Source organism: Pseudomonas sp. ICMP22404 (assembly GCF_006227205.1).
Taxonomy (GTDB): Bacteria; Pseudomonadota; Gammaproteobacteria; order Pseudomonadales; family Pseudomonadaceae; genus Aquipseudomonas.
Window position 1 is genome coordinate 61,624 of the sequence record NZ_VCNG01000023.1, and the last position, 26,494, is coordinate 88,117.

A 26,494-nucleotide genomic window follows, 5' to 3' on the forward strand; every position below is an offset into this window, starting at 1 on the left:
ATCGGCGAGGACGTCAGTGAAAAGCTGAAGTACAGGGCGGGCATGTTCGCCATGGGCCTGCATGTGCGCGGGAAGCGGGTCTGCCGCGAGTATCGAGCTTAGGATCAGACCCGCTCAATATATTTCAAATTATATGAATCGAATAATGTACGCGGTTACATTGTACTTCGCACAACTTGGCGATCAGGTCTACCTGTAACAACTCGCATCATATAATGGCTTTCGTCGCTATTGCCCCAAAGGAGACATTAACTAAATATTGCATCGACAGGAGATCACAGGCCCTTGTGGCTATGCCCGTGCAAGCTAAGTAAAAGTGAGGAGCACTACATATTTGAGTCATATAACTCCCAGTAGAATATCCTGTTGGTCGCAAATTGAGCTGACCTGTGCTCATACGATGTGATGTAACGACGCATCAAAATCTGTACTGCCCTAGCTGTGTGCCCATTGCAGGGCAATCGATAAGGAAATCCAGTGGAACTTCGCCATCTACGCGGCTTCATGGCCGTAGCAGAAGAGCTTCACTTCGCGCGGGCCGCGGAGCGATTACACATCGAACAATCCCCTCTCTCTAGAACCATCAAGGAACTCGAAACAACGCTAGGCGCCCGGCTGTTTGATAGAAACTCCAGAGGAACTCGGCTGACTTGGCCTGGAGAGGTATTAGCTGCGGACGTGAAACGAATCTTCCGGGCAGTCGAGCAAGCGCGCAGCAACGTACAGGCCGCAGCGGCGGGCTACCGAGGTTCAATCCGCGTTGCGTTGTCCGATGGCGTGTTGCCCCAACGACTATCCTCAATTTTGGCACGTTGCCGATCTGAGGAACCTGAAGTAGAAATACGTCTTTACGAAGTCTCGCTCGCTGAGCAACTCAAGGGGCTGTGCGAGGACCTTTTCGATGTCGGTTTCGCACGTTCCAATCAAACAGGTCCAGGTTTTTCGGCTCAACCAATATGGCACACGCCGCTGGCCATCGTCGTACCTGCTCGCCACCCTCTACTGGCGTTCAAGGAGATACCGTTGCTGGAGGCGTTGCGTTTTCCATTGGTGTTGTTTGACCCCAAAACGCATACCGGTTTGAACGAGCAGATTACGAGTTTGCTTCGTCAGACTGGTGTCTCAATCAGCGTCGCAGAAAGGGTTTCGAGTCACGAAGTGATGATTTCTCTGATTGCTGCGGGCTACGGCATTGGGTTGACCTGCGAAGCACAGATGGCCCTATGTCAAAGTAATGAAGTCGTCACCCGCCCTTTATCAGGTAACCCTCCGCCGCTGACCAGCTATCTGCTACGCACTCAAAACACGCCCAGCGAACAGCTGCAACGATTTATTACCAGAATCTCCGAGATGGACAGCCCAGACAGGCGGCTCACGACGCAAAGCGAAGTGACAGTTTAGGTCTTAATCCAGACGGGTAAAACCATACGTTTTACTCATAAACACTTGTAGATCCTAGGTAAAAAGCGGTGCCCGCGACCGTCTCGGTCATCTGAGCCCTGACCTCAGAAGTCTGAGGCGGTCAACAAACTAAACGGGTACCCACCATGACGCATTGAGTCTTTCGCAGCCCCTAGTATCTGCCGTTCCATAGACGGACCTTGCATCTATGGAACGACTCATGACTCAACATGACCAGCTCGTTGGCACAAAGGATTACTACAGCCCGCTGGAAGCAGCGATCCGATGGAGTGATTTGCTGGAACAAGAAGCCCATGTGTTCAAGCTGGCAGCGTTGATGTCAACTCCAACGCCAGAGGCACTTGCACAGTGGCCCCTGCTCACGCTGAACGTTCAACGCCTTTACCTCGCCCTACGTCGTCAAGAACTGCCCTCATGGGCACACGGCACCATCTACGACGACTCTTTGCTGGCGAAAACGCCGTACCTGATCATTCGTCATGATGATCTCAAGCATTGGATGTCCTGGGCCTACCCTGATCAGAAGCCCATGTTTCTGTTCGCTCATCGGGACCAACGACAGCATGAAATTGATCTGCGGGACGTGCGGGTCATGCCGTACACAGCCGAAGCCATTCATCTGAACATCATCGGTAGCCTACTGACATTGATGTTGGGCCAAACCTGCAGCGGCGCTCGCTATTCGACGTTCCACTCATTGGATTCGGTCATCCACACCCTGATCGCCTATCACGGAAACCGCGCTGGAATCTGTGAGCCCGCGCTGCGAACGACGTTCGAGAAAGCCAGGCGCCATCTCTGCGCTCAATCCTAACCGGCTCCTCGAGGGTGGTGCTTTACCTGCCCCTAGCTCAACCGCTAACTCTCCCTAACAAGCGCGAACAAGCGCCAAGGAATGTCCAGCATGATGTTGCAAAGTGATCTGCCTCCACCTCACCAGGAACGCCGTATATTGCGCCGGCCGAAAGTTGAGCAGAAAACCGGACTCAAGCGTTCCTACCTCTATCACCTAATGAACCTGAGCAAATTTCCCAAGCCCATCCGCATCGGCGTTCGAGCGGTAGTTGGGATTCCGCAGAGGTTGATCAATGGATTGCCGATCGTTTGGAAGATCGAGACTGAGGAGTGATGTGCGCGTGGTAACAACTTTTCCTACTCAATCCGAAACGTCAGTGAATGCTTCAAACGGGCCTCGAGATCAAACAGCGTCACTGCATCAGGATGATCCACAAACCGATACGCCCATGATCGTCACCTTGAACTGCTTGAAACCCTACGATCTGGACCCGCGGGTAACGCGCAACCCCAAGTACGATGAGATCAAGGCTTCTATCTTGCTGCGGGGGCTGGATGCGCCACCACCCATTACCCGGCGACCAGGCGAACTCCACTTTCGAATTCGCAACGGTGGCAATACTCGATTGTCGATCCTTCGTGAGCTTTGGGCTGAAACAAAGGACGAGCAATTCTTTCGCCTGACCTGCATGTTTCGCCCTTGGCCAAGTCGTGGCGAGATCCTCGCCCTGACAGGGCATCTGGCTGAGAATGAATTGCGAGGCGGACTGACGTTCATAGAACGTGCCCTTGGCGTTGAGAAAGCCCGTGAACTCTACGAGCTAGAGTGTGGCGCTACGCTTTCGCAATCGGAATTGTCACGGCGATTGACCGCGGACGGCTACCCCATCCAACAATCCCATATCAGCCGCATGCGTGATGCTGTTCGCTACCTTCTGCCGGCGATTCCGAATGTTCTGTATGGCGGATTGGGACGGCATCAAGTGGAACGCCTCGCCGTTTTACGCCGTACATGCCTCAAACTTTGGGACGAGCACGCCAAAGATAAGGACCTCGGCATCGACTTCGAATCCCTGTTTCAAGAGGTTCTGATCTCCTTTGATGGTGCGGCCGCCGAGTTTTCCTTTGAGCGCGCTCAAGACGAGATCATAGGCCAGATGGCGCACGTTCTTGGCATCGATTACGACTCGCTTACTTTGGCCTGCCAGGTTGGAGAACAACGAGCCCAGGCATTGAACCGTGTGCCTGGAGAATCCTTATCACCAATGCCAAAGAAACATCCCGCAGAACCGCTTGGCGTGACTCAGCGCGACAGTTCAGTCCCCTCTTCATCTGGTAGGCGACCTGCACCCAGTGAAGACGAAAACGGCAAGTCTGATGGTTCAGTCGACGTTAATCGCCTGCAGTCCATTCAAGCGCTGGTGGCTAAGCACGCTGGAGACGAACCGTCACTGCCTACGGATGCCTTGCCCTTTTCTCAGGGCAGCCTGTTTCCAATCTCAGATATCTGGAGCATTGATCCTTCACTAGATGAACCACGGCGCCTGCGCATTCATATCAGTCAATTTGCGCGAGAGATTTGTCAGAACGTTGCCAAGGCCGATGTTATTACCGAAATCGAGGAGGGCATCGGATTTCGTTGCAGCCTGAAATCAGTCGAGCCCGAATCCTCAGCACCGTTGACCTTACTCGCTCTACTGGAAACGCTGACGTCCCCTTCTACATCCACAAACGTTCCGCTAGACATCGGCCCGCTGCTGTTGGGGACCACACAACCCGAAACACAGGCTAACCGATTGAGCGACGACGATCTGATCCGACTGTTTCGCTTGATTCGCTTGGCCCGGCGTTTGATTGATCTCAAGACAGCGCTCAACAGCGAAGGCGATGTGCATTCCAGGGAGGCCCAATGACAATACCTCATCCGATAAATCAAGCCGTCATTGCGCAGGCTTTGCACGATTTACGTAACGGTCAACTCCGACGCTGCAAGACGATGGGATTCGCCGACGAAGACCTGGCCGTGCTCAAGGAGCCCTCCTTGATCAGCATCCTCGTCAACGCTCGCGTACCGTGGTGCACCGTTCAGGTAAACCGAGGTGTGCTCCACAAGATCCTGGGTCAGGTGAAGGACGCGACCCAGGAAATCGCTGACATCGACCGGATGCTGCGCCTGGGGGCCAGCACGGACATGGTCAGCTCCCTCTATGGCCTCAGTCATCAAGAAATAGCATTACGCCGAAACATACTGGGGTTGCCCAAACGTAAAGGTCGACACCACGTGCTTAGCGAGGCCCAGGACATAATGCTCTGGGAACGTTGGCATCCTCGGTTCAAGGCCCGAAAAATTCGCGTGAGCGATGACAGAGCGCTATTGGATTTGGCGCTTGATCTGGCTGAGGAGCTTTCATTACCAGCCTCCGTGATCTGGGCAGCGGTCAAAGGCTGGATCGATCAAGGGTTGGTCTAGTACCGTGAAAACTTCAGGCCCGTCACCACTTACCTCAGTACTCGATACTGCGCTGAAGAGTTTGCGCTCACAAAGCACTCAAGGTAACGGAGACGGTTTCTTATTCAGCGGCAATCGCCATGAGACGGTCCCCCGCTCATTGCTGTTGGATGATCGCCTGACCCCACTCGAACGCAATGCCTGGCAAGTCTTCCGAATGCTACTCAACGACGATGGGGTCACCGCGTTTCCCACGTACGAAACGCTGCGACGTCACTTGGCGTCTGTGCCTTGTGGTGCGCAGGCCTCTCACGAAACGGTGGCCAAGATACTAAAGCAACTGCGGTTGACGCGTTGGCTGAGCCTGGCGCGTCGACGTCGGGACACACGTACAGGACGAGTACTGGGAAATTTATATGTGCTACATGATCGGCCTCTGACGCCCTTTGAGGCCATGCAGATCGACCCTGAATATATGCTTTTGGTCAGCCAAACACTCAAGCACGCCAATAAGGGGATCCAACGTGTTGGATTGGTCGTGCTGGAGGAAATCAGTCATGACCCCAGTGTGCAAACACGGCTGCTACCAAGCCATTTGCAGGTTCTTGCTGCTCGCTTGCAGGAACAACAGACCGGCGATCTCAAGCCTGTGTCTGCATCCGAAGAGCGGGCTGTGCAGGCTCTTCGGAAAGAAGCGGCCCCGTCTTCGGAATCCGAATCAGGGCCAAGGGCCGCGCAGTCCCACGGTCTTCGGCAACCGAAGTCAGCGAGTACGTTAAGTACAAAAGCGTTAGAAGTACAACGTACTAGGGAGCGCTTGCCGGATGAATCAGAATTGGCCCTTCCCTCTCGCTTTGCATCACTCACACCCGCGCAGCAAGCCGGCGCGAAAGTTGCCTTGATGCAACTGCCTGCACCGATGCGACAGGCCGTCGTGGATGAATGGGCAACCCGTTGTCGGGACGCTCATATACGCAATCCTGCTGGTTACCTGTTCGGCATCTTGCAGAAAGCCATGCAAGGTCATTTCACCGTCTGGGCGGCCAAGGACAATTCAACCGAACCCGTCTGCTCACAGACTAAGCCCAAGCAGTCACCTAAAGCTGAGCGCGATCCTGCCGTCGCCCACGCTTATTTGGATGAACTCAAGGGCCTGCTCAGGGACCGGTAACCCGCCATTGTCCGGGCTATCCCCAGGGGATAGCGGAAAAACATCTCCTGGTGGGTAATCAGGCTTGAACGGCTTGCGCATTGTTCGCTGACAGCTCTTTACCATGCCTTAAAGCTGAGCCCTCCCCCACGATTTGAGAGAGCTCTTATGGCGAACGATCTGCAATTGAACCTCGGAACCCTGCGTAGCAGCATGCAGTTGACACTTCATACCCATCAGGCCTCCCGTATCTGGCATGGCCGAGACGCCTCACAGGGTCGCCCCACCATCATCGGGCTCAACGGCTTCATTGCCGTGATGAACAAGATGAAACGTAGTTCAGAGCTGGATGACCCCTACGCTGACGCCTGGATGGTAAAAATCGAAGACAAGCTCAACAGCACCAAAGCCACCCTCAATGCCCTACGTGAAAAGGTCGACCTGGCGTTATCAGAAGTACCTCCCGCTTTGAGCCTAGGCGAAAACCTCAACGTACAGCCCGTCAAACTGCCTTTGTTCGTCAATGCTCAACTGGGTTTTATGGCGGTGTTCCTGCTGGCCGATTATGACGACATCGCACGCCGCTTGATTCTGGCCCATCACACCGCGCTGATTGATCGAACCACCTTGGAGCGTTGGCTGAACGAGGGAGCACATGCCCTGCGAAGCCTTTTCAGCCTGGCTCAGCAATTCAAACCCTCCGGCACAAAACGTGTGGACTTTGAGACCAACACCCCTGCTGCTGCCCTCGCCAAAACCCGATTTGGTGATGTTTCCAAAGATGTCCTGGAAGGCACGTGTCGCTCACGCTTCGCTGCGCCCCTGGCCCGTCGGCTGGCGATCCATGACTCGGAGCATAAGGACAATGACAGCGCCGACGCTGCCGTCGACGGTCCTGATTCACCTGACGATGACGAGGCAGCTCCCAGGCATCCACAGTCTGAAGAGGAGGATCGGTAATGGCCCTTCATTACTTCACACCACTGGCCCAGTCGGACTTTGAGCAACTGCAACACACAGCCTACCTAAAAGGCCTTTTCAAGCCTTTTAAAGGTAAGGGGTGTTTGAAGGATTGGGCCAGCGAATGCATTGCGCTGCGCGACGAGTTGAAGGCGTTGGCGCAGGGGCGAATTCTGACGCAAGCCCGGCGCTATCCATTCAATTTGCTGGCAGCCCAACTGACTCCGCACAGCAGCGGGGCCGGGACAATGTTTCTGCGTTGGCGCAGCCCGGACCGCACAGCGATGGGAGTTTCATTGTGGCAGCAATGCATCGAAAACGAGGCCACGCCCAACCTGGTGATTGACGACCTTTACGCCCTGGAGCAACAGAGGATCGTGCTGAACATGCAAATCGGCCTGGTCCATACCCTGGCCCGTCAGGCCAATGACTGCGCGATCAAAATGGCATACGCCGAAGAGATCTATCAACGCTGCGTTATGCAGCGCGCCCTTACTTGAGCGAGCCCCTTTATGAGTACTCATTTTTTTGGTGAAGGCAACATCGGATCGGTTCCCGAGTTTCGGGAGTTCAACAACCGTAATGACGAGCCACGTCGACTGCTACGGCTTAACGTTTACTTCGACAACCCGGTTCCCATCAAAGACGGCTATGAAGATCGAGGAGGCTTTTGGGCTCCGGTCGAGATCTGGCATCGCGACGCGGAACGCTGGAGCACGTTGTACCAGAAGGGCATGCGGGTGATGGTCGAGGGTCGTTCGGTGAAGGAGGAATGGTCGGATGCGGACGAGAACACCCGGGTCACCTTCAAGATCGAGGCTCGACGCGTGGGGATTCTGCCCTATCGGATCGAGCGAGTGACGCTCGGTGGCAAGCTGTCTTCAGTCGATGGCGATGATCACGCCCATTAACGCAGGGCCTGAGAGCGGCTATGCCCCACTTATGAAACACTCGGTAACCGGATGGTAGGTTGACAGTCACGACCAAGCGACGCAATTTACGCTGGTGTCTTGCTGACGTGTTCAGCTACATGCCAGCCGTAGGGATCTTCTATACGGCGCTGCGATAATCGCAGGATCCGTCCCAATGACTGCATCGTTTCGGTAGCGCAGTCAGTCGACTCAAGGTCGATGGAAGCACAACTTTTTCTCACCCTCGACGGGCCTTCCCCGTCGTGGGCAAGGCCCTTAATTTTCTAGGAGGCCTTAATGAAAATGGAACTGGCTCTGTACCAAGCACTGATCGCTATCAACGTGCCCGAGCCCAAAGCCCATGCAGTAATTAACGCATTGGAGTCGGATATGCACACCCATCTGGCAACCAAGAGCGATCTCACTAAAGTCGAACATCGACTGACGGCTGAGATAGCTCAAATCCGCTCGGAGATTGCACACCTCGACGTGAGGTTGACATTGCGAATGGGCGTCATGCTTTCAGCCACCATCGGCATATTGATCGCTGCGATGAAGTTCATTCATTGATTTGCTTTCTTCGAGGCGCTGCGATTTTTCGCAGAGCTCACCCAATGACTGCATCGTTTCGGTAGCGCAGTCAGTCGACTTAAGGTCGATGGAAACACAGATTTTCTCACCCACGACGGGCCTTTCCCGTCGAGGGACAAGGCCCTTAATTTTTTAGGTGGTCTTAATGAAAATGGAACTGGCTCTGTACCAAGCACTGATCGCGATCAACGTGCCCGAGCCCAAAGCCCATGCTGTAATCGACGCATTGGAGTTTGACTTGCGAACATCACTTGCCACAAAAGCAGATCTACGTGCGGAGTTAGCTCAACTTGAGGTCAAGCTTACGATTCGTATGGGTGTCATGCTGTCAGCCGTGGTGGGCGTTCTCATCGCTGCAATGAAATTCATTCAGTGATGTTCACTCACTGATCCTCGCCAAAACCACCTGTCCCTGACAGGTGGTTTTTTAATGCATCAGTCCTATTGAACTGCTGTTTGCCGAGTGTTCGAGGAGGTCCCACTGGTTTTCCGGCCCCCTGGCCGACGGTAGGGTTCTCCATCAGAGCCGCTCTTGAGAGCGGCTGGCCCAGTTGTTCGACGCTCTATTGCGCCAACCGTCCTGCTGACCCGATGGCTCTGTCCACAGACATCCATCCTATTCCAGCCGGCGGCACATGACGAATCAGTTGCGGCACACATCTTCTCACTCATGCCCGGCTCATGGAGGTACCGGGTCATCGGACAATACGCCTCTTGCGCAGATCGCTTTGACGCTCGCATCGACAGGCTCCGCCGGCGCATCTTCCTGAGCCCCTCAACTCCTTTGCCGGTCACACCATGCGACTCTTTCTGTGTGAAAAACCCTCTCAGGGCAAAGACATTGCCCGGGTGCTAGGTGCCCATCAACGAGCCAATGGCTGCTTCAAGGGGGCAGGCGTCAGTGTGACCTGGTGCATTGGACATCTGGTCGAAGCGGCACCACCAGAAGCCTATGACGAACGCTTCAAGCGCTGGTCGCTGGACCACTTGCCGATCATCCCAACTACCTGGCAGGTCAGCGTTAAAGCAAACACCTCTGCGCAGTACAAAATCGTCAAACAACTATTGGCCGTTGCCACTGAACTGGTCATCGCAACCGACGCCGATCGTGAAGGTGAAATGATTGCCCGCGAGGTGCTTGAGCTGTGTCGGTACCAAGGCGCTATTCAGAGACTTTGGTTGTCGGCACTCAACGAGGCCTCTATTCGCAAAGCACTGGCCCAGCTACGGCCGGCAGAGCAGACTCGGCGCTTGTATCACTCTGCCCTCGCCCGCTCTCGAGCCGATTGGCTGATTGGCATGAACATGAGCCGCCTATTCACCCTCCTCGGTCGGCAGTGCGGTCACAACGGAGTGCTGTCGGTCGGGCGAGTTCAGACACCGACGTTACGGTTGGTGGTCGATCGTGATCGGGAGATCGAAAGATTTACGCCCGTCGCTCACTGGGTTATCGAAGTGCACCTCTCTCTTGCCGGGCAACCTTTTACAGCGCAGTGGGTGCCGCCAGACACTGCGATAGATACCGCGGGTCATTGCATACGTCAGGCGGTAGCGCAGCAGGCGTTACAACATCTCAAACAGGCAATCGTTGCGCATGTACTGGACGTTGAAACGCTTCGTATTCGAGAGGCTGCGCCGTTACCCTTCGACTTGAGTACCTTGCAAGAGGTTTGCTCTCGACGGTTAGGGTTTGGCGTGCAGCAAACCCTGGACATAGCTCAATCACTTTATGAAACCCATAAAGCCTGCACTTATCCTCGTACCGACTCAGGCTATCTTCCCGAAAACATGCGGGATGAGGCGCAGGCTGTACTGGATGCGCTGATCATCAGCGATCCCAACGTGGAGTCGCTGGTGCGGTCCGTCGACCGCAATCTGCGTTCACGTGCCTGGAACGATGCTCAGATCACAGCGCACCACGGCATTATCCCTACGCTGGAGCCCTTTGCGCTGGATGCGCTAAGCCAGGACGAACGCGCCGTCTACGCATTGATTCGGGCCCATTATCTCGCTCAATTTCTCCCGCATCACGAATATGACCGTACCGTCGCGCGGTTCGACTGCGGAGGCTGGGTATTGAAGGCCAAAGGCAAGCGGATCATTGAGCCAGGTTGGCATCAGATGCTGCAAAGTGATCTTAGCGCTGATGAAGATGAGGCTTTGCAACGTAGCCAGTTACTGCCCGTCCTGGAGGAAGGTACTGGCTGTGTTGTACGGCAAGTGACCCTGAAGTCCCTCAAGACGCAAGCCCCCAAAGCGTATACCCAAGGTGAACTGATCAAGGCCATGAAAGGAGTGGCCAGACTGGTGACCGATCCCAGACTCAAGCAGGCGCTCAAGGACGCTACGGGTATCGGGACTGAAGCGACACGGGCCAATATTATCAGTGGGTTGCTCAGCCGCGGTTATCTGTACACAAAGGGTAAATCTGTACATGCCTCTGAAGCGGCATTCACATTAATCGACTCAGTTCCACCCGCTATTGCGGATCCGGCCACTACTGCCATTTGGGAACAGGCATTCGATCAAATTGAATCCGGCCACATAACGTTGGACAGTTTTCTGGCTAAACAAACTGCCTGGGTCACTCAGCTGGTTGAGCATTACCGGACAAAAACCCTGTCAATGCACATTCCAGGTGGCCCAACCTGTCCACTATGTGGCGCCCGCATGCGTCAACAGCATGGCAAACACCGTACCTTCTGGTCATGTACCCGGTACCCTGATTGTCGCGGTGCCCTTCCCGTTGCTGCCGCAGCATCGAGTACCAAACACCGCAGAAAGCCAAGTCGCTCGAAGCCACCAGGTTATTGAGCGACTCGCCCAAGCACGCTTTTCCTTCTGTAACAGCGTGCGCGTCTCGCCCGGTCAACAACCGGTCACGTGAGGGAACACATATTCCTAATGGTGTTGCAGCACCAAGTTACTGTGGGACAAAGCCAAGCCGAAGGGTCTCCTGATCGCCCTGAAAGGACGATCAGGAGACCCTTTGGGGTGGACGTAATCGGTACCGGCACCCGCCGGTTAACAACGGGCTCCTTTTGTACGCGGATGTGTGCCTCACGATACCGACCCAAGCCACGAGACGGGTCGGGTGAATGGCTGTGATGGGTCTGGTTATGACGACTACCAGACACTTACACAACCCACGGGTGGCTTCTTGATTCAAGCCGAAGGTCACATCTTCGGCGCCTCTGTTCCTCCCCCATTTATGCGCCGCACTTGACCTATATCGTCAGGCGTTTGAGCGCGCACCAGGGGAAAGACAAGCCCATGAGACAAGTGTAACAACGTGAACGCTGACAGCCCCGTTACGAGCCATTGGAAAGCAAACGATGCCTGTCCGACATGGATCGTTAAGCGCCTGTCCAGCGCACTCTCGAAATGCGGTACAGAGCATGAAGGTATTGATCGCTGACAAGTGGATACTCAAAAACCATCCTTGGTTCACGCATCGCCGATCACGGATCGGTGGTTGCCCAGGCAGCGAAGGTCTTCAAGGCTGCGGCGTGAATGGTTCACGTTGACCCTCCCAGTTCGCTCAGCATCGCTTTCGCGGACGTGCGTCTTGAATGACGTTGATGCCCTTCACTTCCTCGTGCGAGTTCGTCCGAACATCACACATCACTTGATCCAAGGAGTCACCACGATGAAAAACTCTACGCTTGCACAGCTTTCCTCCCTATCCCAGCCCACGCGCACTGATCATCTACCTGCCGCGGCAGATAACACCGCAGCCGCTTTCTTCTTTGCCTGGAAACAAGGTGTCGCCTTGGCTGGCCACACCTACTTTGGCGATGGATCCATAGCTGGTTTCAACAAAGCCAGTTGCAGATGGGACCTGAGGCCCATCATGCGCATGATCGACAAGAACTTTGAGGTTTTGAGTAATCATGAGCGAATTTTTCTGGCTGCGATGGTGAGCTTCCACGACACCAACAAAGGCTGCGACCTGCTCAAGCAGGCGGGTGTAAAAGGCCTGGCTGATCTCGGGCTTTTAGTGCCTGGGCAACGTGACGTCATCGCCTCACTGGTCATGCACTACCACGGCTGGTGACCAGCTTCCTCTAAACACCGGGACACGCCACAAGCGTTGTTTCCCTGTCGCATCATCTGACTATTCACCCATAGGGGGCAACCGTCCCCATCGGGTGTGGTGCCTCCCCACTGCTCTTTCAACTCCGGAGGCATCTCATGAGCAACACGTTTTCTGAAGTCGAGTACTTCGATCTTCATATCACTGGACTGGGTTATCTCAATCGCATTCGCGAAGTGAAGCTCAAGAAAGGTGAATCGTTTTTGGCTTGTGACATTGCAGCGCTCAATGGTCCGACTGACTGCGCGGAGTACCGGCGCTTTGACGTCCGGGTCACTGGCGAAGACGCACAACATCTCGTTCGTCGTCTCGCCAAGGTTGTCGAGTTGGAACGCAAGGTCTTGGTCGGTTTTCGCCTAGGAGATCCTTGGGTGGACACCTTCACTTACTCCAAAGGCATAAACCAGGGGCAAATGGGAGTCAGCTTCAAAGCCCGCCTGCTTCTACTGAACTGGATCAAGGTCGACGGAACGCTGGTGTACAAGCGCGAGCCGACGAATCAAGACAGTCCGGCGCCTGGAGCACCAGCACCGACTGCAGCTGCGCAATCCCAGAGCCCAAGCGAAGGGGCTCCCTTCTGATTTCAGATCCGGCAACGGGTCCTGGTTTTTCCTAATCGTCGTTCACTTTCGACGTTTGACTATTCCCACCCTCCTCGTGAGCGATGACGCCCGAGGTGGGTGTCATGGCCCATCTTTAAATAGGAAGCAGACCATGATTGTTATCAAATTTGGTGGTTCGGACAATCTTATTGCTGAGCACGGCGCCTTGGTTATCACCCCTGGTGTCGATGCCTTGATGAGAACGAAGCGCTTGGATCCGTTCTACTACTTCGGCCGTCATATCCTTGGCGACTGGGGAGACATCTGCGATGAGGATCGTCAGCTCAACGAAGAAGCACTGATGTGCAACTATCGATTGATGTCTGTCTACCACGTCGACGAGATCGAGCCGGGGTTCAAGTTGTGGATCATCACTGAAGCTGACCGCAGCGTGACCACCATTCTCCTACCTGAAGAGTATTGAGGCCTGCGGCCAGGCCTCCCTCACCTTTCAGCCATCACTCTTAACGGCCTCCTTGGAGGCCGTTTTCTTTGCGGTCGTAAAACGGGAATGTGCTGTTTCCTATTGATCGCTGCGAAGGCGGCACCTGCTTGAGATCCTTCACAGATCATCCCCAGGAGCCCGATGTATGCCAGTGATTCCTCTGCGTTTACTTCTACCCATGCTGCTGAGCAGTCTTTCGCTCACGGGGTGCCTAACCACTGAGCAGTTGCCTGCCGACCCCGTAGTCGGGACTGCCGTTACCCACCCGTCCGATCAATACATTCCTGTACAACGCTATGGACGCTACACCTTGGTCGAGCTTGCACCCGAGGCGGCACAGCAGAACCTGCTGTTGCAGGTCATAGACATCGACCTGCCCAGTACCTGGTCTGTCTCAGTATCAGACGCCTTCCGCTATGCGCTACTACGTTCGGGGTATCAGCTTTGCGAGCCTACACCTCAGAACGCGAGTCTATTCGCTCTTCCACTACCAGCCGCTCATTTGAGACTAGGGCCGATGGTGCTGCGCGATGTCTTGCAAACCCTGGCAGGTCCAGCGTGGTCGCTACAGATCGACGAGCAACATCGCCAGGTCTGTTTTACGTCCTCGAATGACCACTCGACTACAGGACCAGAGGCAAACGCGCTCCTCCGCTCGGAGGCTTCCCTGTGATTTATTCCACGCTCTCAGATACACCAATACGTACCCGACTGATGCGATGGACAGCGCCTCTTTTTCTGACGCTGACGTGTTGCACTCTTATTTCACATCAAGAGTCACTGTCGACCCTAGCTCAACGGCTTGATGGGACAAATGACGAAACCCAACTCCAGCACCTTGAGAGCAAAATCCAGGAACTGGAACAGTTCATCCTGACGGCGCAGCAAGCGGACGATACGGCAACCCGCTCAGCCATCAACAACATGCGAGATGAGGTGAATGAGCATTTTGAAGGCATTGAGCTGGCACTTACCGCTCATGTGTCCCGTCAGGACCTGAAGCCCTTGCTGCAACGGATCGAACTGATCGAGGCCAGCCACCAACGGCCCATGCAATCACTCCCCTCACCCAAAAGCACCTACCGAAAGCCGAAGAAAAAAACTGAGCCTGAGTTCCAGGTACTGGGCCGGGAACTGCGCGGCGGGCACCCATTCTTGGCCGTTGGACTGGCAGGTATCCAATCGCTGGATCAGAGCCACCTTCTCAGAGTCGGCGACTCATTCCAGGGTTGGAAACTTGAAGGATTCGACGAACAGACCGCGGTGTTTGTCGCCGATGGCATTACTCACCACTTGAGCATTCGATAGGAGTGGCCATGTCTGGTTTACGATTGCTGAATTCGCTGATCTTTTCGCTTTGCTTCGATGCTAATGCGAATGAGAGCGCTACGAACACCTCCATCGAGGCCAACGCCAAGTTCCGCGCTGATACGACTCTTGCAATGGAAAAAACACTACTTGCACAGCAGTGGGGCCTGCAACAAGAGGAACTGGATCGATTTGACGCGCTGATGAGGGGACCACTGGGCACCTACTCTCCAAATCTGGACCCATTAAGCGCACTGGGGATAGAAGCGCCTACGGATGCCGAGCGACAGCGCTATGCACGACTTCAGGTGGAAGCTGAGGCTCTGCGCGTTGAGAAGTTGCTCGGCTACCAGCGCGCCTATGACCAAGCTTGGAAAGATCGTTACCCAGGGATGTCACTCATCAATCTGCCTCCCATCAGCAGCCCTCTTATGTTCAAACCTGCCGAGCGTAAATCTGTCTTCGTTCGGTTGGACTGCCCCGAGTGCGATCAGAAGGTCAGGCAACTGTACACGTCAGGCGCCGCGTTCGATCTTTATGTTCTCGGCAGCGAACAAGACGACAAGCGCATTCGGCAGTGGGCGCAGAAAGTCGGCATCAAACCCAAAAGGATTCGAGACGGGAACATCTCCATCAATCATGACAACGGACGCTGGGCATCCATCGGCGCACATGGAGACTTGCCGGCAGTGATGCAGGAGGTAAACGGTCAATGGCTGCGCCAGTAAACATAAACAGCGCACAGCGCTACCTCCTTCGCTTTGCTGCGCAATTGGAGGTGGCCTGCGCCAGGAGATCAGGGCTTCGGCCCCTTATAGCTGAGGACTGTGGTCGTCCCTGCGTCAGACCATTCGAAGCTGCGCGGATGTTTAAACTAGCGCTTAAACATCGTGTAGCATTACGAGATGATATCGGTCTGGTGGAGATCAATCTGGGCCACCGACAGTGGTTCTGTTGGCACCCTGATCAGCCGTTGCGGCCTGATCGGTATCTGGAAGTTGCCGCAATTAGTTTGCCGCCGTTTAGCCCGAGTGAAGACGGAGTCTTTGCTACGGGTCTTGATTATCGTCCTACTAGCGAACCGCTTGCGGCACGTTATCGGCAAAACCTCAGCGCAAATCTGACCCTATTGGCTTTGTAAGGATACTCACGCCATGAAAATACGTTATGCATGGACCGGCCTACTATTGGCGTTCTACTACGGCGCATGTGTGGCCGACGCACCCAGTCTCAGTTACGCGCAGGAGCGTTACAGCGAAGAAGACTTTCTGCCGGTTCGCTCGACAAATCTATCCCCAGGGGCTGTCGAACGAAGGGCGTTGGACGCAACAGGTCTTCCGGCGTTCTTTCTGATTGGAGACGATGCTCGCTCCAGGTCCTGGTTAAAACAGCGTCTACCGCAGTTGGCCAAACTCAAGGCAGTCGGTCTGGTAGTCAATGTCGAATCGAAGATGGCGCTTGCTCAACTTCGTCAGGCGGCCCCTGGCCTGACCCTGACCCCGGTAACTGCTGATGATTTGGCTCAACGCCTTCACCTTCAGCACTATCCCGTGTTGATCACTGCCAGCAGCCTTGAGCAGTAGCAATGACACAGAGCCACGCCGTAGAAACGCTGCTGCGGCCGGCTGTTGAACTGTACAGCGTCGCCGCCTGTGGTTCAGCGGCGATTCTGTGTCTTGCCGCTCCCTGGTCGCTGGCACTGACTCCTACTTTGGGAGCTGGAGCGGCATGTATCTGTGCAGTACTGGGTGCCATTCGCTTGAGGCAAGCCTGTATCGTCCTACGTTATCGCCGGCAGATGAGGCGGTTGCCGCGTTACGTGATGACCAGTCGTGAAATGCCTGTCAGCCACCAACGCTTGTTCGTGGGTAAAGGATTTCGGTGGGATCAACGCCACACGCACCGTTTAATGCAGACCTATCGACCTGAGTTTCGGCGGTATGTAGAGCCGTCTGTCTTGTATCAAATTGCACGTCGAGTGGAAGCTCGGTTGGAGTTTGCACCTACCCCATTGAATCGACTGCCTCGACTCACCGGTTGGGACCATCCCTTTAACCCTGTCAGACCCTTGCCTCCCGTGGGGGGTATGCCCCGCCTCCATGCTGTGGAACCTCAGGAGGTCGATGTTACGCTGTCCCTGGGTGAGAGGGTTGGCCATACCTTGGTACTTGGGACGACTCGAGTCGGCAAGACTCGATTGGCGGAGTTGTTCATCACCCAGGACATCCGTCGTGGTGAGGTTTGTATCGTGTTCGACCCGAAGGGGGATGCTGAGCTGCTCAAACGCATGTACGTTGAGGCTCAACGCGCAGGGCGTGAGGGGGAGTTCTACGTATTCCATCTGGGGCAACCCTCGATCTCAGCTCGCTACAATGCGATTGGACGATTTGGGCGTATTACCGAGGTCGCGTCCCGCATCGCTGGGCAGTTGTCAGGAGAAGGCAATTCCGCGGCGTTCAGGGAATTTGCCTGGCGCTTCGTCAATATCATTGCCCGTGCCTTGGTTGAGCTGGGGCAGCGTCCGGACTATCTGCTGATTCAGCGTCACGTGATCAACATCGACGCGCTGTTTATCGAATACGCAGCCTGCTTCTTTGCCGAAAAAGATCCCAAAGCTTGGAACGTCATTGTCCAGCTCGAAGCCAATATCAGCGAGAAGAACACCCCGCGGCACATGATAGGCCGCGAGAAACGGGTGGTCGCGATCGAGCAGTATCTGGCACAGGCGCGACTGTATGACCCCGTCCTTGATGGGCTGCGCTCCGCGGTGCGCTACGACAGGACCTATTTCGACAAGATTGTTGCTTCCCTGTTGCCGCTGTTGGAGAAGCTCACCACCGGTGACGTTGCTCAGTTGCTGGCTCCCGATTACACGTACCTGCCAGACTCGCGACCGATATTTGACTGGATGCAAGTGATCCGCAAGCGCGCCGTTGTTTATGTCGGCCTTGATGCGTTGTCGGATTCGGAGGTGGCCTCAGCCGTCGGCAATTCCATGTTTTCTGACCTTGTTTCTGTGGCGGGCCATATCTACAAATTCGAGGTCGACGAAAGGCTGTCTGATGCAGAAGTAAATCAGAAAATACCCATCAATGTGCACGCTGATGAGTTCAACGAACTGATGGGCGATGAGTTTATCCCGATGATCAACAAGGGTGGTGGTGCAGGCATCCAGGTCACGGCATACACCCAGACACTCAGCGACATTGAAGCGCGAATCGGTAACCGGGCCAAAGCAGGCCAGGTCGTTGGCAACTTCAACAATCTGTTCATGTTGAGAGTCCGTGAAACGGCTACGGCCGAGCTGCTCACCAACCAGTTGCCCAAAGTCGAGGTCTATACAACCTCGGTGATGAGCGCGGCCACCGACAGCTCAGATCCCCATGGAAATACCGCGTTTACCTCGAACACACAGGACCGAATCACCGCCACCAGCGTTCAGATGATTGAGCCTGCGCATGTGGTCGCTCTACCCAAAGGCCAAGCATTCGGATTGATTGAAGGTGGTCAGCTTTGGAAAATTCGCATGCCCCTGCCCGCGCCGGATCCTGATGAAATCATGCCCAAGGACCTACAGATGATGGCCGGTTACATGCGCAAGCGTTACGTCGCAGCGGACGAGTGGTGGAGTTCGGCAACAGAGCAGGATCAAGACGCGCCGTTACCTGAGGATCTTCTTGATGGGGCTGCACAAACGGAGTCTACGCAGCTATGAGCGGCCCTTCAGCGACTGCCCAGCATCAGCAGCGGCAACAGCAAGGGATGTTCATCAATCTGCTGACCCTGCCCTTTCGGTTCGTGGCCGTTCTGCTTGGATCGCTGTTGCTGAACATTGTGATCGAATGTGTCGGCATATATGTTTTCTGGCCAGAAGAAGGCTGGCGGCATTCACAGCGAATGTTTGAATACGAGCTGGCTCAGCTGTCCAACGACTTCAAGCGCAGCGCACTGGTGCAGGAGCCGGGACGAAGCGCCCGAGAAATCGTCCAGTTTGTGTATGACGAAGTTCTGGTGAATACGGGTGTTACCCATGCACTGATGAGCACATCGCAGCGTGCGCAGGATGCTCGTATTGCCGATGCTCGCTTGTCTCGTGACTACATCGGGGTGTTCTACTCGCACCTAGAAAACAACCTCATCGCTGCAGCTTTTAGCGTACTGGTTTTCATCGTCCGCTTGCTTGTACTGTGTTTGTCGGTGCCGCTCTTTCTCGTAGCAGCATTTATCGGGTTGATCGATGGGCTCGTACAACGAGACATCCGTCGATTCGGTGCAGGCCGCGAGTCAGGGTATGTCTATCACCGCGCCAAGGCCTGCGTGATGCCGTTGCTCACCTTCCCCTGGGTCATCTATCTGGTGCTGCCAGTGAGCGTGAACGCCGCTTTTATCTTGCTGCCCAGTGCGGTCCTTCTGGGAGGTGTTATAGGCGTCACAGCAAGCAGATTCAAAAAGTATCTGTAATTTCGGTAAGTCCAGTGTTTGTGATCACTTGTTACCGTGGCACTCGAAAAAACCTCAGCAGCACGACTTGGAGATGAAGTCGTAGACCGAATGAAGAATATCGCCTCAGCAATTTCAGAATCGACTTTCTGTTACTTGGCAACCAACACCCTTATCACCAATATTCTTTTGCCATGGTATCGACGGCTCCCAACCACCTCAAGCCTCAAATTTTGAGTAATGCTGGATCATTCCAAAAATCTTCATATTCCTCCGTGATAAGAAATCTTGACCCGGGAGGAAGCCCTAAATATGGGATAACTAGTGGCACCCAATCTGTAAGATGCAATCCATGCAAAGGCACAAAAAAATCATGCGCGTCAGAGAACACCTCCCCAGCCCAGATATACCAACCAGATGTTCCGGACTCAGGTCGAACTCTCATGCCATTTAGAGGACGAAGACCTTGTTTCACTCCGAGTGAGATCCCTACTTTAAGATCCAGGTCACAATCAAAAAAATCAGCATCCCACCGTGCACAAGTTTCCCGCTGAGCGGCCTTAACATCGTCATTCATACCAAAGTCTAATGTGCTTTCTCATGGGGTGTTCTCATTGTGGTGCAGCTCGTTGACGTACTTCCTCCCCGCTCCTCTAGCCTATTACCTGTATCGGGATACGATACCTTCCAACGCTAACGACAGCAAACCTATGTTTGCATTGTTGCCTTGCAGTCTGTAGATCTCTTTTCTCACTATGTAGCTGGTAACGCTTCAAGATCAAAATCTCCTTCCCGCTCTATTTCTGCATCAGCTTTCAATATCAAAAAACTAGTCACACCCTTGTTTAATCGAACATTGATTCTCGGTATACCTTCACCCCCTGCGCCACAAAATTCAACCTGTAAGATGTAGAGCCCTATCGGCAATTCAAGAGGCACTGAATGTGAAATGCTTGCGAGTTCAACGTTATTGTCCGAGACGTCAAACGGTACTCGAAAGGCCCGCACGACATCCGAATCAATTTCAGGCACAGCTTCCTCGATAAAGATGGCTATTTTATGCTCACCTTCTTCCACCAAAGCTCTAAAGGAAACACTACCGGCACGCCAGGAGAAGCCCTGTGAGTAATTTCTATCACTCCAATCATTATACGGATGTGAAAGCGAGCTAATAAAAATACAAAGCTGTGAATATGAAAGATATAGATCCGCCGCTAGCTTAGCCATTATTCCACCACCTTAATTCTAACTTTTTCGCCATCTTCTAGCCCTCTGCATGCATTCCCTATACAAGCACCCGCCCCCATATTATTCTTAGGGGTTATGGCGCGAACACTGGCTCCTTCCCCTCCCTCCTTAAACATAGCGGGAGGGTACTCATCTAACTGCATTCCGGGAACTTTAGGAAGCCCTCCTATCGATTCTTTCCTGTTTCCCGGCGCCCCTGGGCGATCAATAGTGAGTACGTCGGGATAACCCGCCTCTTGCGCATCCGATATATGGTCTGCTGCATCCCCATATCTAGCTCGAGATATGGGGATTTCCTTTGCAACCCCATTGCTCCCTCCACCACCGCCACCGAGACGAGGTCCTTGCAAAATTTCGGTAGGTTCGATCTTGCCTAGCTCATCTTGCTCCTGTTGTGGGATGTGTTCCCCCAGTTCTTTCCTAAGCTCATAATCAGCTTCCGCTTCTTGATGCTGATGCAGTTCGTTGTTGTACTTTTCTCCAGCCCCACCGATCAAACTGCCGGTATTGGGATTACCTCCTGCCAGAGCCGCCGAAAGCAGACCGATGATTTGAGCCGTCGCGATCTTGTCTTGACTGCCCTGCTGACTAAGATCGTTAGCATTGAAATGCTGATCAACGTATTGAGCCAAAAACTCGTTGGCCTTGGGCGTCAGCCCCTCAGCAACGCCGCCGGCAATAGCGCCGCTGGCAAAACCCTCGCCTTTGGCCGACGAGATCAGCCCGCCCAATACAGCATGAAGGAATATAGTCTGGGCGGTGCCAGGGTCGACTTTCAGTTCCTGGGCAAGATCACCAATCCCCTTGTTGCCTGCGGCGGCGGCGAGATCCATTCCCTCGCCCAACAGCGCCCCACCAAGATTTTGACCAAAGCTACCGCCATTGATGGCCGTTGAGATGCCACTGTTGATCAACGCATGCGCGCCACTGCGCAATACGGTTTGCTCAGCATTGCCCCAGCTCAGCATGTCGCTGGAATAGCCAGGATTCTGGATCGCCCCGGCACTCGTGACTTGCGAACCGCCGTTGGTGGCGCCACTGGGGGTCTTGAACCAGGTACTGTCTGCGTAACTCAGCGCGCCGGCAGTCAAGCCCCCGATGGCTGCGTTTTTCAAACTGTCACTGCTGAAGGTGTCCTTCAGCGCCAGGCCCAAGTTACCCTTGTTGTTGATGACGCTGACTGCACCGGTACTGGCCATGGAAGTCAGCGCCGCAGAGGCCATGACATTGCCCCACCCTGCCGCCGTAAACTCCGCTCCGGCAGCAAGCGCTTCAGAGGTCGTGGCAGCCGCCATTGCCGTACCTGAGCCCGCCGTTGCACCTGCCGCAGTCCCTACAGCTGCGCTCGCTGCTCCTGCGGTTAAGACTGTTACGACGATAATGATCGCCAGCATTGCCCCTTCGCCCAGCCCAGAGTGGCTGTACTTGAAGGAGTCGTGCAGTTCTTTTACTTGCTTCCAGTCCACGTCACCGCGTTGTTCGGCATCCTTCAACCAAGCCAGCTGAGGATCCGCCTTGACCATGGTGTCGATGGTCTGACTGACGGTCTTCTCGTTGATCTGCTTGACGTCGATATGCAATCCATTGACTGCATTGATGGTCAATTTACCTTGGGCTACCAAAGTGCTTTGACGCAGGGTTTCGTCGGTACTGCCTTTGCCCTTCATTGAGGTCCAGGCCAGGCTGTTGCTGCTTTTCTCGTGGCTCTCCTGATGCAGGTCCTTCACCCCTTCGAAGGTGATGGCACCGCCACTTTGCAACGTCAGGTCTTTGCCGCTCTCCAGCTTGGCGACCTGATAGCGCTGATCACTGCTGCTGATCAAGCCGATATCCCCGCCGGCCTTGATCTCACTGCCCACGTTGGTGACCTGAGTCACTTCATCACGCTGAGTTTTCTTGCTCCCCCAACTCCCTTTTTTCTTCATGTCGTACAGCGAGTAATCACTGTTCTGGGTAGCCAACAGCTCAAGCTTGTCACCGGCCACCAGATAGGCTTCATCTCCTGCGTTGACCTTGCTTGAGATCAACGTCAAATCCTTGCCCGCACTCAAAGCCACATCCCCACCTGCCGTCACACTGGTGGCAACCTGACTGACATGATCTTGCTGGCTCGTAACCTTCTTGCTCTTACTGTACGAGTGCTGCTCATCCGCAGCAGATGCCAAGGTCAAGTCATCCTTGGCGGCCATGGCAACGTCGCGTTTGGCGTCGATCTGGCTGGCGACGGCAGTGAGGTCACGGCCAGCGCTAAGGCTTAAATCGCGACCAGCATCAATACTGGAGCCGTACTGGGTAATGGTTTGATCGCGGTGTTTAGAACCACGCTCGTTGCTATCGACCTGCTCTACGGAAGTGACGTTGATGTCGCGCGTGGCACTCAGGGTTGTGTCGGCGCCGCTCTTCAGCACTCCACCGACGTTGTTGATGTCCCGCCCGGCGTTGATGGTCAGGTTGTTGGCGGCTTCGATGCGGGCGGCGCTGTCGATGAAGTCGGTGCGTTCGCTGCGGTATCCGCTGTCACTTTCGTGGGTGGTGACGGTGCGTTCGTTGATCACGTCGCCGTTGGTGGCGGTGAGGCTGACGTCGCGTCCGGCGATGATTCCGCCGGCCTTGTTGACGAGGTTGTTGCCCGCCAGCAGGTCGAGGCGGTTGCCGGCTTCCACCAGGCCGCTGTTGACCAGGTCATTGGTGGCTTTAGCCGACAGGTTGTTGCTGGCGCGCAGGGTGCCGGCGTTGTTCAGGTCCTTGCCGGCGATTAGGGTCACGTCGCTGCCCTGGATCAACGCGCCGTTGGCCGCGAGGCGATTGTTGGCGTTGGCCAGGTACAACACCGGTACCAGGACTTGCTCGCCGTTGACCTCGGCGTTTTCCATCCAGACGATGTCGTGGGTCAGGGCCGCGACTTGTTCGGAGGAGAGGCTCACGCCCAGCGACAGGTTGAGTTCCTGTTTGCTGACGATGGCGTTGTTCATCAGGTACTTGAACATGTCCTCGTTGGAGGTCTGGCCGTCGATGAAGCGTTGGCCCGTGCGGGCAACCACGGCTTGCTGGATCAGCGTCTGCTCATACAGGCCGTCGCCCAGGCGCTTGGCGCTCTGGTCCGGGTCGTAGCCGAGGTTCTGCAGCAGGTAGTCCGAGCTCATGAAACTCTTGAGGTCGGTAAGCACCGGGTTGGTTTCGATCAGGTATTTGTGCGGGTTGGCCGCCACGGTGCTGGTGGGCAGGCCCTGGACGCGGTTGAGCGTGAAGTCGGCGCTACGGCCGGGCGAGGTGCCTGCCACGGTAGTGCTGGTGTCGAAGGTGCTCGCCTGGCCAATGGGCGGTGTCTGCTGACTTTGAGCTGGCGTCAGGCTTACGGTGCCCAGGGTCCAGCTTTGTGGACCGCTGCTGGCCGGAGCGCTGCCATCCTGCCCGCTCAGGCGGAACAAGCCATTTTGGCCTGTGGGCAGGCTGAAACCGGGCAAGGCGACCGGGTTGACCTGCTGTTGCGCCAGGTTGGGGGGCAGTTGGTGGTTGAGGGTGATGCGGGTCGAGTATTGGCTGCCCGCCGCTGCCGTGTTGGTGCGTGGGCCGCTACCAATGTAGCTGTAGCCCGGGCGTACGACGCTGTTGTCGATGTTGTTCTGGGTCGAGATGTTGACCGCGCCACCGGCCTGGATTACGGCCGCGTAGCTTTGGTCGCCGCCGGCGAGTTGGGTTGTCTTGCGAAATTGCCCAAGCTCCGTTTCGGTCATGCCGATGAAATTGGCGATACCTCCCTCGAGGCCGCCCAGGTTATCGGCGTTGTAACCTGCGCTTTCGAACCAGTACTGGTTGTTGAAGTTGCTCGCCGCGCTATACCAGCCACCTGCATTTCGGGTCCGTTCGGACATGTAAGTCCGCGAGGTTTCGGTTTCACCCGTTTCGACGCCGCTGTTGGTCAGGTTGGCCAGGGACGCGGTCAAGTTGCCGCCGCTGGCAATGGTGCTGCTCTGGTTCAGCAGATCGCCGCCACGCAGGGTCAGGTTGCTGCCAGCGGTGATGCTGGAGGCGGCGCTGGCGGCGGTGACTTCGGTTTTCTCCCGCTGCAGGATTTCCCAGACGTGGTTCTGTTTACCGCTGCAGTCCCCGGCGTTGTAGCCCTCGATGCAGGTGACTTCGTCGATTCTGGCGGTGTAGATCCCGGCATTGCCGACGGTCAACAAAGTCCGGATATTCTGGATGGTGCTGGCCGCCAGGCTCATGCTGGCGTCGCTTTGGATCGAGCCGGACCGGTTGAGGATGCTGCTCGCCAGCACGCCCTGGCCGTTGCGGTCAACGGTGAGGTTGCCCAGGCTGTAGATGTTGGCGTCGAGGTTGTTCAGCGTGTCGACCCGCAGGCCCATGTCGGCGCCGCTGAAGATCAACCCTTGATTGTTCGTCAGTAAACCGGTCGTGACGGTCAGCCCCTGAGTGCTGCCCAACGTCCCGAAATTGTTCACCCCACCGGCGTTGACCACCAGGTTGGCGGCGGAGGTCAGCCGACCGGCGTTGTCCAGTTGACCGCCGACATTGAGGGTGGTGTTGCCGCCGCCGGCGATGCTGGAGTTGACGCTGTTCAGGCTCACTTGCGCGGCGCCAAGCGCCAGGGTGCCCTGGCTGCTCAGACGACCAGCGCCCCAGTAGGCACCGCTCAGGCCGATGTTCACGCTGCCATTACTGGCAAGCAGCCCTTCGTTGAACCAGTTGATACCGCTACCGGTGAAGCTGTCGGAGGCCAATAGTTGACCACTGGCGGTCTGGGTGAAGTTGTTGACGTTGACGTTCAGGCGCCCGGCCTGGATGACGCCGCTGTTGCTCCACGTGTCGGTGCTGATGGTCAGGCCGCCACGGGTGACGAGCGTGCCGCCGGCGCCGGTGACGTTGGCGGTGGAGATGTCGAAAAGCCCGGTGCCTACGTGCAGCAGGCTGCCACCGGTGTTGAGGAAACCGGCGGCGCCAAGCGTCAGGTCGGTGTTGGCGGTTTCCAGAGTACCGTTGCGGTTGTCGAACAACCCACCGATCTGAAACTCGGTCTTGCCACCGCTACCCAACGCCCGCAACTGCCCGGTCTGGTTATCCAGGCTCGCTGCCTTGATCGCCAGGGTGCTGTCACTCTCGATAATGCCCAACCGGTTGTTCAATGCCCCGGTCAGATCCAGATCAATCTGGCTACCCGCAATCTGCCCGTCGTTGTCGCCGCTGTTGTCGAAATCGTTGGCGGTAACGCTGACCTTGCCCTTCGCGTAGAGCCCACCGTTGCGGTTGTCGAAGTTGCGGGTGGTGACACTGGCGTCGCCGGTCTGCGCCGAAATCCGTCCGCCGTAGTTGTCGATACCGCCCAGGGCGATCAGGTTCAGGCGCTGGGCCTGGGTGATGCCGCCCTGGCGGTTGTTGTTCAGGTCGTAGCCGTTTTTCAGCACACCGCTCAGTTGGCTGGTGAGCAAACCTTGCAGGCTGGCGAGCACGCCGCCACGGTTGTCCAGGTTGCGGGCGACGACCATCAGGTCACCGGCCTTGGCCTGGAGGCGACCGCTCTGGTTGTCGAGGTCGTTGGCAACGGTCAGGGTCATGGCGCCCTGGCTCTGCACGGTGCCCTTGCCGTTGGTGAGGCTGGCGGCGTCGATCCGCACGCCGCCGTTCTGGCTGTAGATCAGGCCATCGGCGTCGTTCTGCACGGTGCCGGTGCTGGTCAGGACGAGTTGATCATTGGCGGCGACGGTGCCGCGGTTGTGGTTGTCCAGGCCAGCGGTGAGCAAGGTCAGCAGGCCCTGGCTGGCGATCTGGCCGCCCTGGTTGGTGATCTGCGTGGCGCGCTCGACCCGCAGCGGGCCGGCACTGGCGAGTTTGCCGTTGGTGTTGGTCAGGGCGCCGAGCAGGTCGAGGGTCACGGCGGCGTTGCCGATCAGCTGGCCGCCGGTGTTGTCCAGAGTGGTGCCGGTGAAGTTCAGGGCATTCTGGGCGTTGACGGTGCCGCCGGCGTTGCCGAGGGTCATGGCGTTGATGACCAGGGCATTGCCGCTGTCGATCAAGCCGCCCTGGGCGTTGTTGAGCAGACCGCCGCTGACGGTCAGGGTCTG

At 55.8% G+C, this 26,494-nt stretch carries 24 protein-coding genes; 21 read left to right on the plus strand and 3 right to left on the minus strand.

From position 1 onward, the window contains the following. Positions 1-477 precede the first annotated feature (477 nt). The 21 genes from FGE05_RS28050 to FGE05_RS28150 all read left to right on the plus strand — a co-directional run bounded on the left by FGE05_RS28050 (position 478) and on the right by FGE05_RS28150 (position 19,190). Positions 478-1,401: a LysR family transcriptional regulator gene (locus FGE05_RS28050; protein WP_139650100.1), complete on the plus strand. Its 924-nt coding sequence runs from the start codon at positions 478-480 to the stop codon at positions 1,399-1,401. 220 nt (positions 1,402-1,621) lie between these two features. After that, a complete protein-coding gene (locus tag FGE05_RS28055) occupies positions 1,622-2,236 on the plus strand; it encodes a hypothetical protein (protein ID WP_139650102.1) in 615 nt (204 codons plus the stop codon). Between the two features lie 90 nt (positions 2,237-2,326). Further along, positions 2,327-2,551 carry an AlpA family phage regulatory protein gene (locus tag FGE05_RS28060; RefSeq protein ID WP_373682525.1) on the plus strand — a complete coding sequence of 75 codons (225 nt, stop codon included), beginning with the start codon at positions 2,327-2,329 and terminating at the stop codon, positions 2,549-2,551. A 43-nt stretch (positions 2,552-2,594) separates the two neighbouring features. Next, positions 2,595-4,130 (plus strand): ParB family protein, encoded by a 1,536-nt coding sequence (locus FGE05_RS28065; protein WP_373682529.1) that lies wholly within the window; start codon positions 2,595-2,597, stop codon positions 4,128-4,130. Beyond that, complete coding sequence (locus tag FGE05_RS28070) at positions 4,127-4,687, plus strand: DUF2857 domain-containing protein (RefSeq protein ID WP_139650106.1); 561 nt, start codon at positions 4,127-4,129, stop codon at positions 4,685-4,687. The genes FGE05_RS28065 and FGE05_RS28070 overlap by 4 nt, the downstream gene beginning before the upstream one ends. Continuing rightward, a complete protein-coding gene (locus FGE05_RS28075; protein ID WP_373682530.1) occupies positions 4,671-5,837 on the plus strand; it encodes an STY4528 family pathogenicity island replication protein in 1,167 nt (388 codons plus the stop codon). Before FGE05_RS28070 ends, FGE05_RS28075 begins: the two co-directional genes overlap by 17 nt. 147 nt (positions 5,838-5,984) lie before the next feature. Further along, complete coding sequence (locus tag FGE05_RS28080) at positions 5,985-6,776, plus strand: PFL_4669 family integrating conjugative element protein (RefSeq protein ID WP_139650110.1); 792 nt, start codon at positions 5,985-5,987, stop codon at positions 6,774-6,776. Further along, complete coding sequence (locus FGE05_RS28085) at positions 6,776-7,276, plus strand: DUF3158 family protein (protein ID WP_139650112.1); 501 nt, start codon at positions 6,776-6,778, stop codon at positions 7,274-7,276. The genes FGE05_RS28080 and FGE05_RS28085 overlap by 1 nt, the downstream gene beginning before the upstream one ends. A gap of 12 nt (positions 7,277-7,288) precedes the next feature. Then, entirely contained in the window at positions 7,289-7,687 is a 399-nt protein-coding gene (locus FGE05_RS28090) for a single-stranded DNA-binding protein (RefSeq protein ID WP_139650114.1), read from the plus strand. Between the two features lie 297 nt (positions 7,688-7,984). After that, complete coding sequence (locus tag FGE05_RS28095; RefSeq protein WP_055129594.1) at positions 7,985-8,257, plus strand: hypothetical protein; 273 nt, start codon at positions 7,985-7,987, stop codon at positions 8,255-8,257. A gap of 166 nt (positions 8,258-8,423) precedes the next feature. Continuing rightward, entirely contained in the window at positions 8,424-8,654 is a 231-nt protein-coding gene (locus tag FGE05_RS28100; protein ID WP_139650116.1) for a hypothetical protein, read from the plus strand. 422 nt (positions 8,655-9,076) lie between these two features. Then, positions 9,077-11,092: a DNA topoisomerase III gene (locus FGE05_RS28105; RefSeq protein WP_139650118.1), complete on the plus strand. Its 2,016-nt coding sequence runs from the start codon at positions 9,077-9,079 to the stop codon at positions 11,090-11,092. An 835-nt stretch (positions 11,093-11,927) separates the two neighbouring features. Then, positions 11,928-12,335 (plus strand): hypothetical protein, encoded by a 408-nt coding sequence (locus FGE05_RS28110; RefSeq protein WP_055137125.1) that lies wholly within the window; start codon positions 11,928-11,930, stop codon positions 12,333-12,335. A gap of 137 nt (positions 12,336-12,472) precedes the next feature. Next, a complete protein-coding gene (locus FGE05_RS28115; protein ID WP_139650119.1) occupies positions 12,473-12,955 on the plus strand; it encodes an STY4534 family ICE replication protein in 483 nt (160 codons plus the stop codon). Between the two features lie 133 nt (positions 12,956-13,088). Further along, positions 13,089-13,400: a hypothetical protein gene (locus FGE05_RS28120; protein ID WP_055129590.1), complete on the plus strand. Its 312-nt coding sequence runs from the start codon at positions 13,089-13,091 to the stop codon at positions 13,398-13,400. 199 nt (positions 13,401-13,599) lie between these two features. Beyond that, positions 13,600-14,094: a PilL N-terminal domain-containing protein gene (locus tag FGE05_RS28125; RefSeq protein WP_257225743.1), complete on the plus strand. Its 495-nt coding sequence runs from the start codon at positions 13,600-13,602 to the stop codon at positions 14,092-14,094. Further along, a complete protein-coding gene (locus FGE05_RS28130) occupies positions 14,091-14,729 on the plus strand; it encodes a hypothetical protein (protein WP_055129588.1) in 639 nt (212 codons plus the stop codon). Before FGE05_RS28125 ends, FGE05_RS28130 begins: the two co-directional genes overlap by 4 nt. Positions 14,730-14,737: 8 nt before the next feature. Further along, complete coding sequence (locus tag FGE05_RS28135) at positions 14,738-15,457, plus strand: TIGR03759 family integrating conjugative element protein (RefSeq protein WP_139650123.1); 720 nt, start codon at positions 14,738-14,740, stop codon at positions 15,455-15,457. 426 nt (positions 15,458-15,883) lie between these two features. Beyond that, a complete protein-coding gene (locus FGE05_RS28140) occupies positions 15,884-16,312 on the plus strand; it encodes an integrating conjugative element protein (RefSeq protein ID WP_055129586.1) in 429 nt (142 codons plus the stop codon). A 2-nt stretch (positions 16,313-16,314) separates the two neighbouring features. Then, on the plus strand, positions 16,315-18,444 hold the full coding sequence (traD, locus tag FGE05_RS28145) for a type IV conjugative transfer system coupling protein TraD (protein WP_139650125.1): 2,130 nt from the start codon (positions 16,315-16,317) through the stop codon (positions 18,442-18,444). Further along, on the plus strand, positions 18,441-19,190 hold the full coding sequence (locus FGE05_RS28150) for a TIGR03747 family integrating conjugative element membrane protein (protein ID WP_139650127.1): 750 nt from the start codon (positions 18,441-18,443) through the stop codon (positions 19,188-19,190). Before traD ends, FGE05_RS28150 begins: the two co-directional genes overlap by 4 nt. A gap of 205 nt (positions 19,191-19,395) precedes the next feature. Here FGE05_RS28150 and FGE05_RS28155 read toward each other — a convergent pair whose 3' ends face one another. From FGE05_RS28155 to FGE05_RS28165, 3 genes are all read right to left on the minus strand, one after another. Further along, positions 19,396-19,746, minus strand: a complete 351-nt coding sequence (locus FGE05_RS28155; protein WP_176563042.1) for a hypothetical protein — start codon at positions 19,744-19,746, stop codon at positions 19,396-19,398. Between the two features lie 176 nt (positions 19,747-19,922). Continuing rightward, a complete protein-coding gene (comJ, locus tag FGE05_RS28160) occupies positions 19,923-20,396 on the minus strand; it encodes a competence protein ComJ (RefSeq protein ID WP_139650129.1) in 474 nt (157 codons plus the stop codon). Continuing rightward, a partial coding sequence (locus tag FGE05_RS28165; protein ID WP_176563043.1) for a DUF637 domain-containing protein occupies positions 20,396-26,494 on the minus strand: 6,099 nt, incomplete at its 5' end. The genes comJ and FGE05_RS28165, both read right to left, overlap by 1 nt.

What these genes read in the sequence shown, in the direction of transcription:
- FGE05_RS28055 (WP_139650102.1), top strand. Translation starts at nt 1,622, where the DNA reads ATGACTCAACATGACCAGCTCGTTGGCACAAAGGATTACTACAGCCCG.
- FGE05_RS28060 (WP_373682525.1), top strand. Translation starts at nt 2,327, where the DNA reads ATGATGTTGCAAAGTGATCTGCCTCCACCTCACCAGGAACGCCGTATA.
- FGE05_RS28070 (WP_139650106.1), top strand. Translation starts at nt 4,127, where the DNA reads ATGACAATACCTCATCCGATAAATCAAGCCGTCATTGCGCAGGCTTTG.
- FGE05_RS28080 (WP_139650110.1), top strand. Translation starts at nt 5,985, where the DNA reads ATGGCGAACGATCTGCAATTGAACCTCGGAACCCTGCGTAGCAGCATG.
- FGE05_RS28085 (WP_139650112.1), top strand. Translation starts at nt 6,776, where the DNA reads ATGGCCCTTCATTACTTCACACCACTGGCCCAGTCGGACTTTGAGCAA.
- FGE05_RS28090 (WP_139650114.1), top strand. Translation starts at nt 7,289, where the DNA reads ATGAGTACTCATTTTTTTGGTGAAGGCAACATCGGATCGGTTCCCGAG.
- FGE05_RS28095 (WP_055129594.1), top strand. Translation starts at nt 7,985, where the DNA reads ATGAAAATGGAACTGGCTCTGTACCAAGCACTGATCGCTATCAACGTG.
- FGE05_RS28100 (WP_139650116.1), top strand. Translation starts at nt 8,424, where the DNA reads ATGAAAATGGAACTGGCTCTGTACCAAGCACTGATCGCGATCAACGTG.
- FGE05_RS28105 (WP_139650118.1), top strand. Translation starts at nt 9,077, where the DNA reads ATGCGACTCTTTCTGTGTGAAAAACCCTCTCAGGGCAAAGACATTGCC.
- FGE05_RS28110 (WP_055137125.1), top strand. Translation starts at nt 11,928, where the DNA reads ATGAAAAACTCTACGCTTGCACAGCTTTCCTCCCTATCCCAGCCCACG.
- FGE05_RS28115 (WP_139650119.1), top strand. Translation starts at nt 12,473, where the DNA reads ATGAGCAACACGTTTTCTGAAGTCGAGTACTTCGATCTTCATATCACT.
- FGE05_RS28120 (WP_055129590.1), top strand. Translation starts at nt 13,089, where the DNA reads ATGATTGTTATCAAATTTGGTGGTTCGGACAATCTTATTGCTGAGCAC.
- FGE05_RS28125 (WP_257225743.1), top strand. Translation starts at nt 13,600, where the DNA reads ATGCTGCTGAGCAGTCTTTCGCTCACGGGGTGCCTAACCACTGAGCAG.
- FGE05_RS28135 (WP_139650123.1), top strand. Translation starts at nt 14,738, where the DNA reads ATGTCTGGTTTACGATTGCTGAATTCGCTGATCTTTTCGCTTTGCTTC.
- FGE05_RS28140 (WP_055129586.1), top strand. Translation starts at nt 15,884, where the DNA reads ATGAAAATACGTTATGCATGGACCGGCCTACTATTGGCGTTCTACTAC.
- traD (WP_139650125.1), top strand. Translation starts at nt 16,315, where the DNA reads ATGACACAGAGCCACGCCGTAGAAACGCTGCTGCGGCCGGCTGTTGAA.
- FGE05_RS28150 (WP_139650127.1), top strand. Translation starts at nt 18,441, where the DNA reads ATGAGCGGCCCTTCAGCGACTGCCCAGCATCAGCAGCGGCAACAGCAA.
- FGE05_RS28155 (WP_176563042.1), bottom strand. Translation starts at nt 19,746, where the DNA reads ATGAATGACGATGTTAAGGCCGCTCAGCGGGAAACTTGTGCACGGTGG.
- comJ (WP_139650129.1), bottom strand. Translation starts at nt 20,396, where the DNA reads ATGGCTAAGCTAGCGGCGGATCTATATCTTTCATATTCACAGCTTTGT.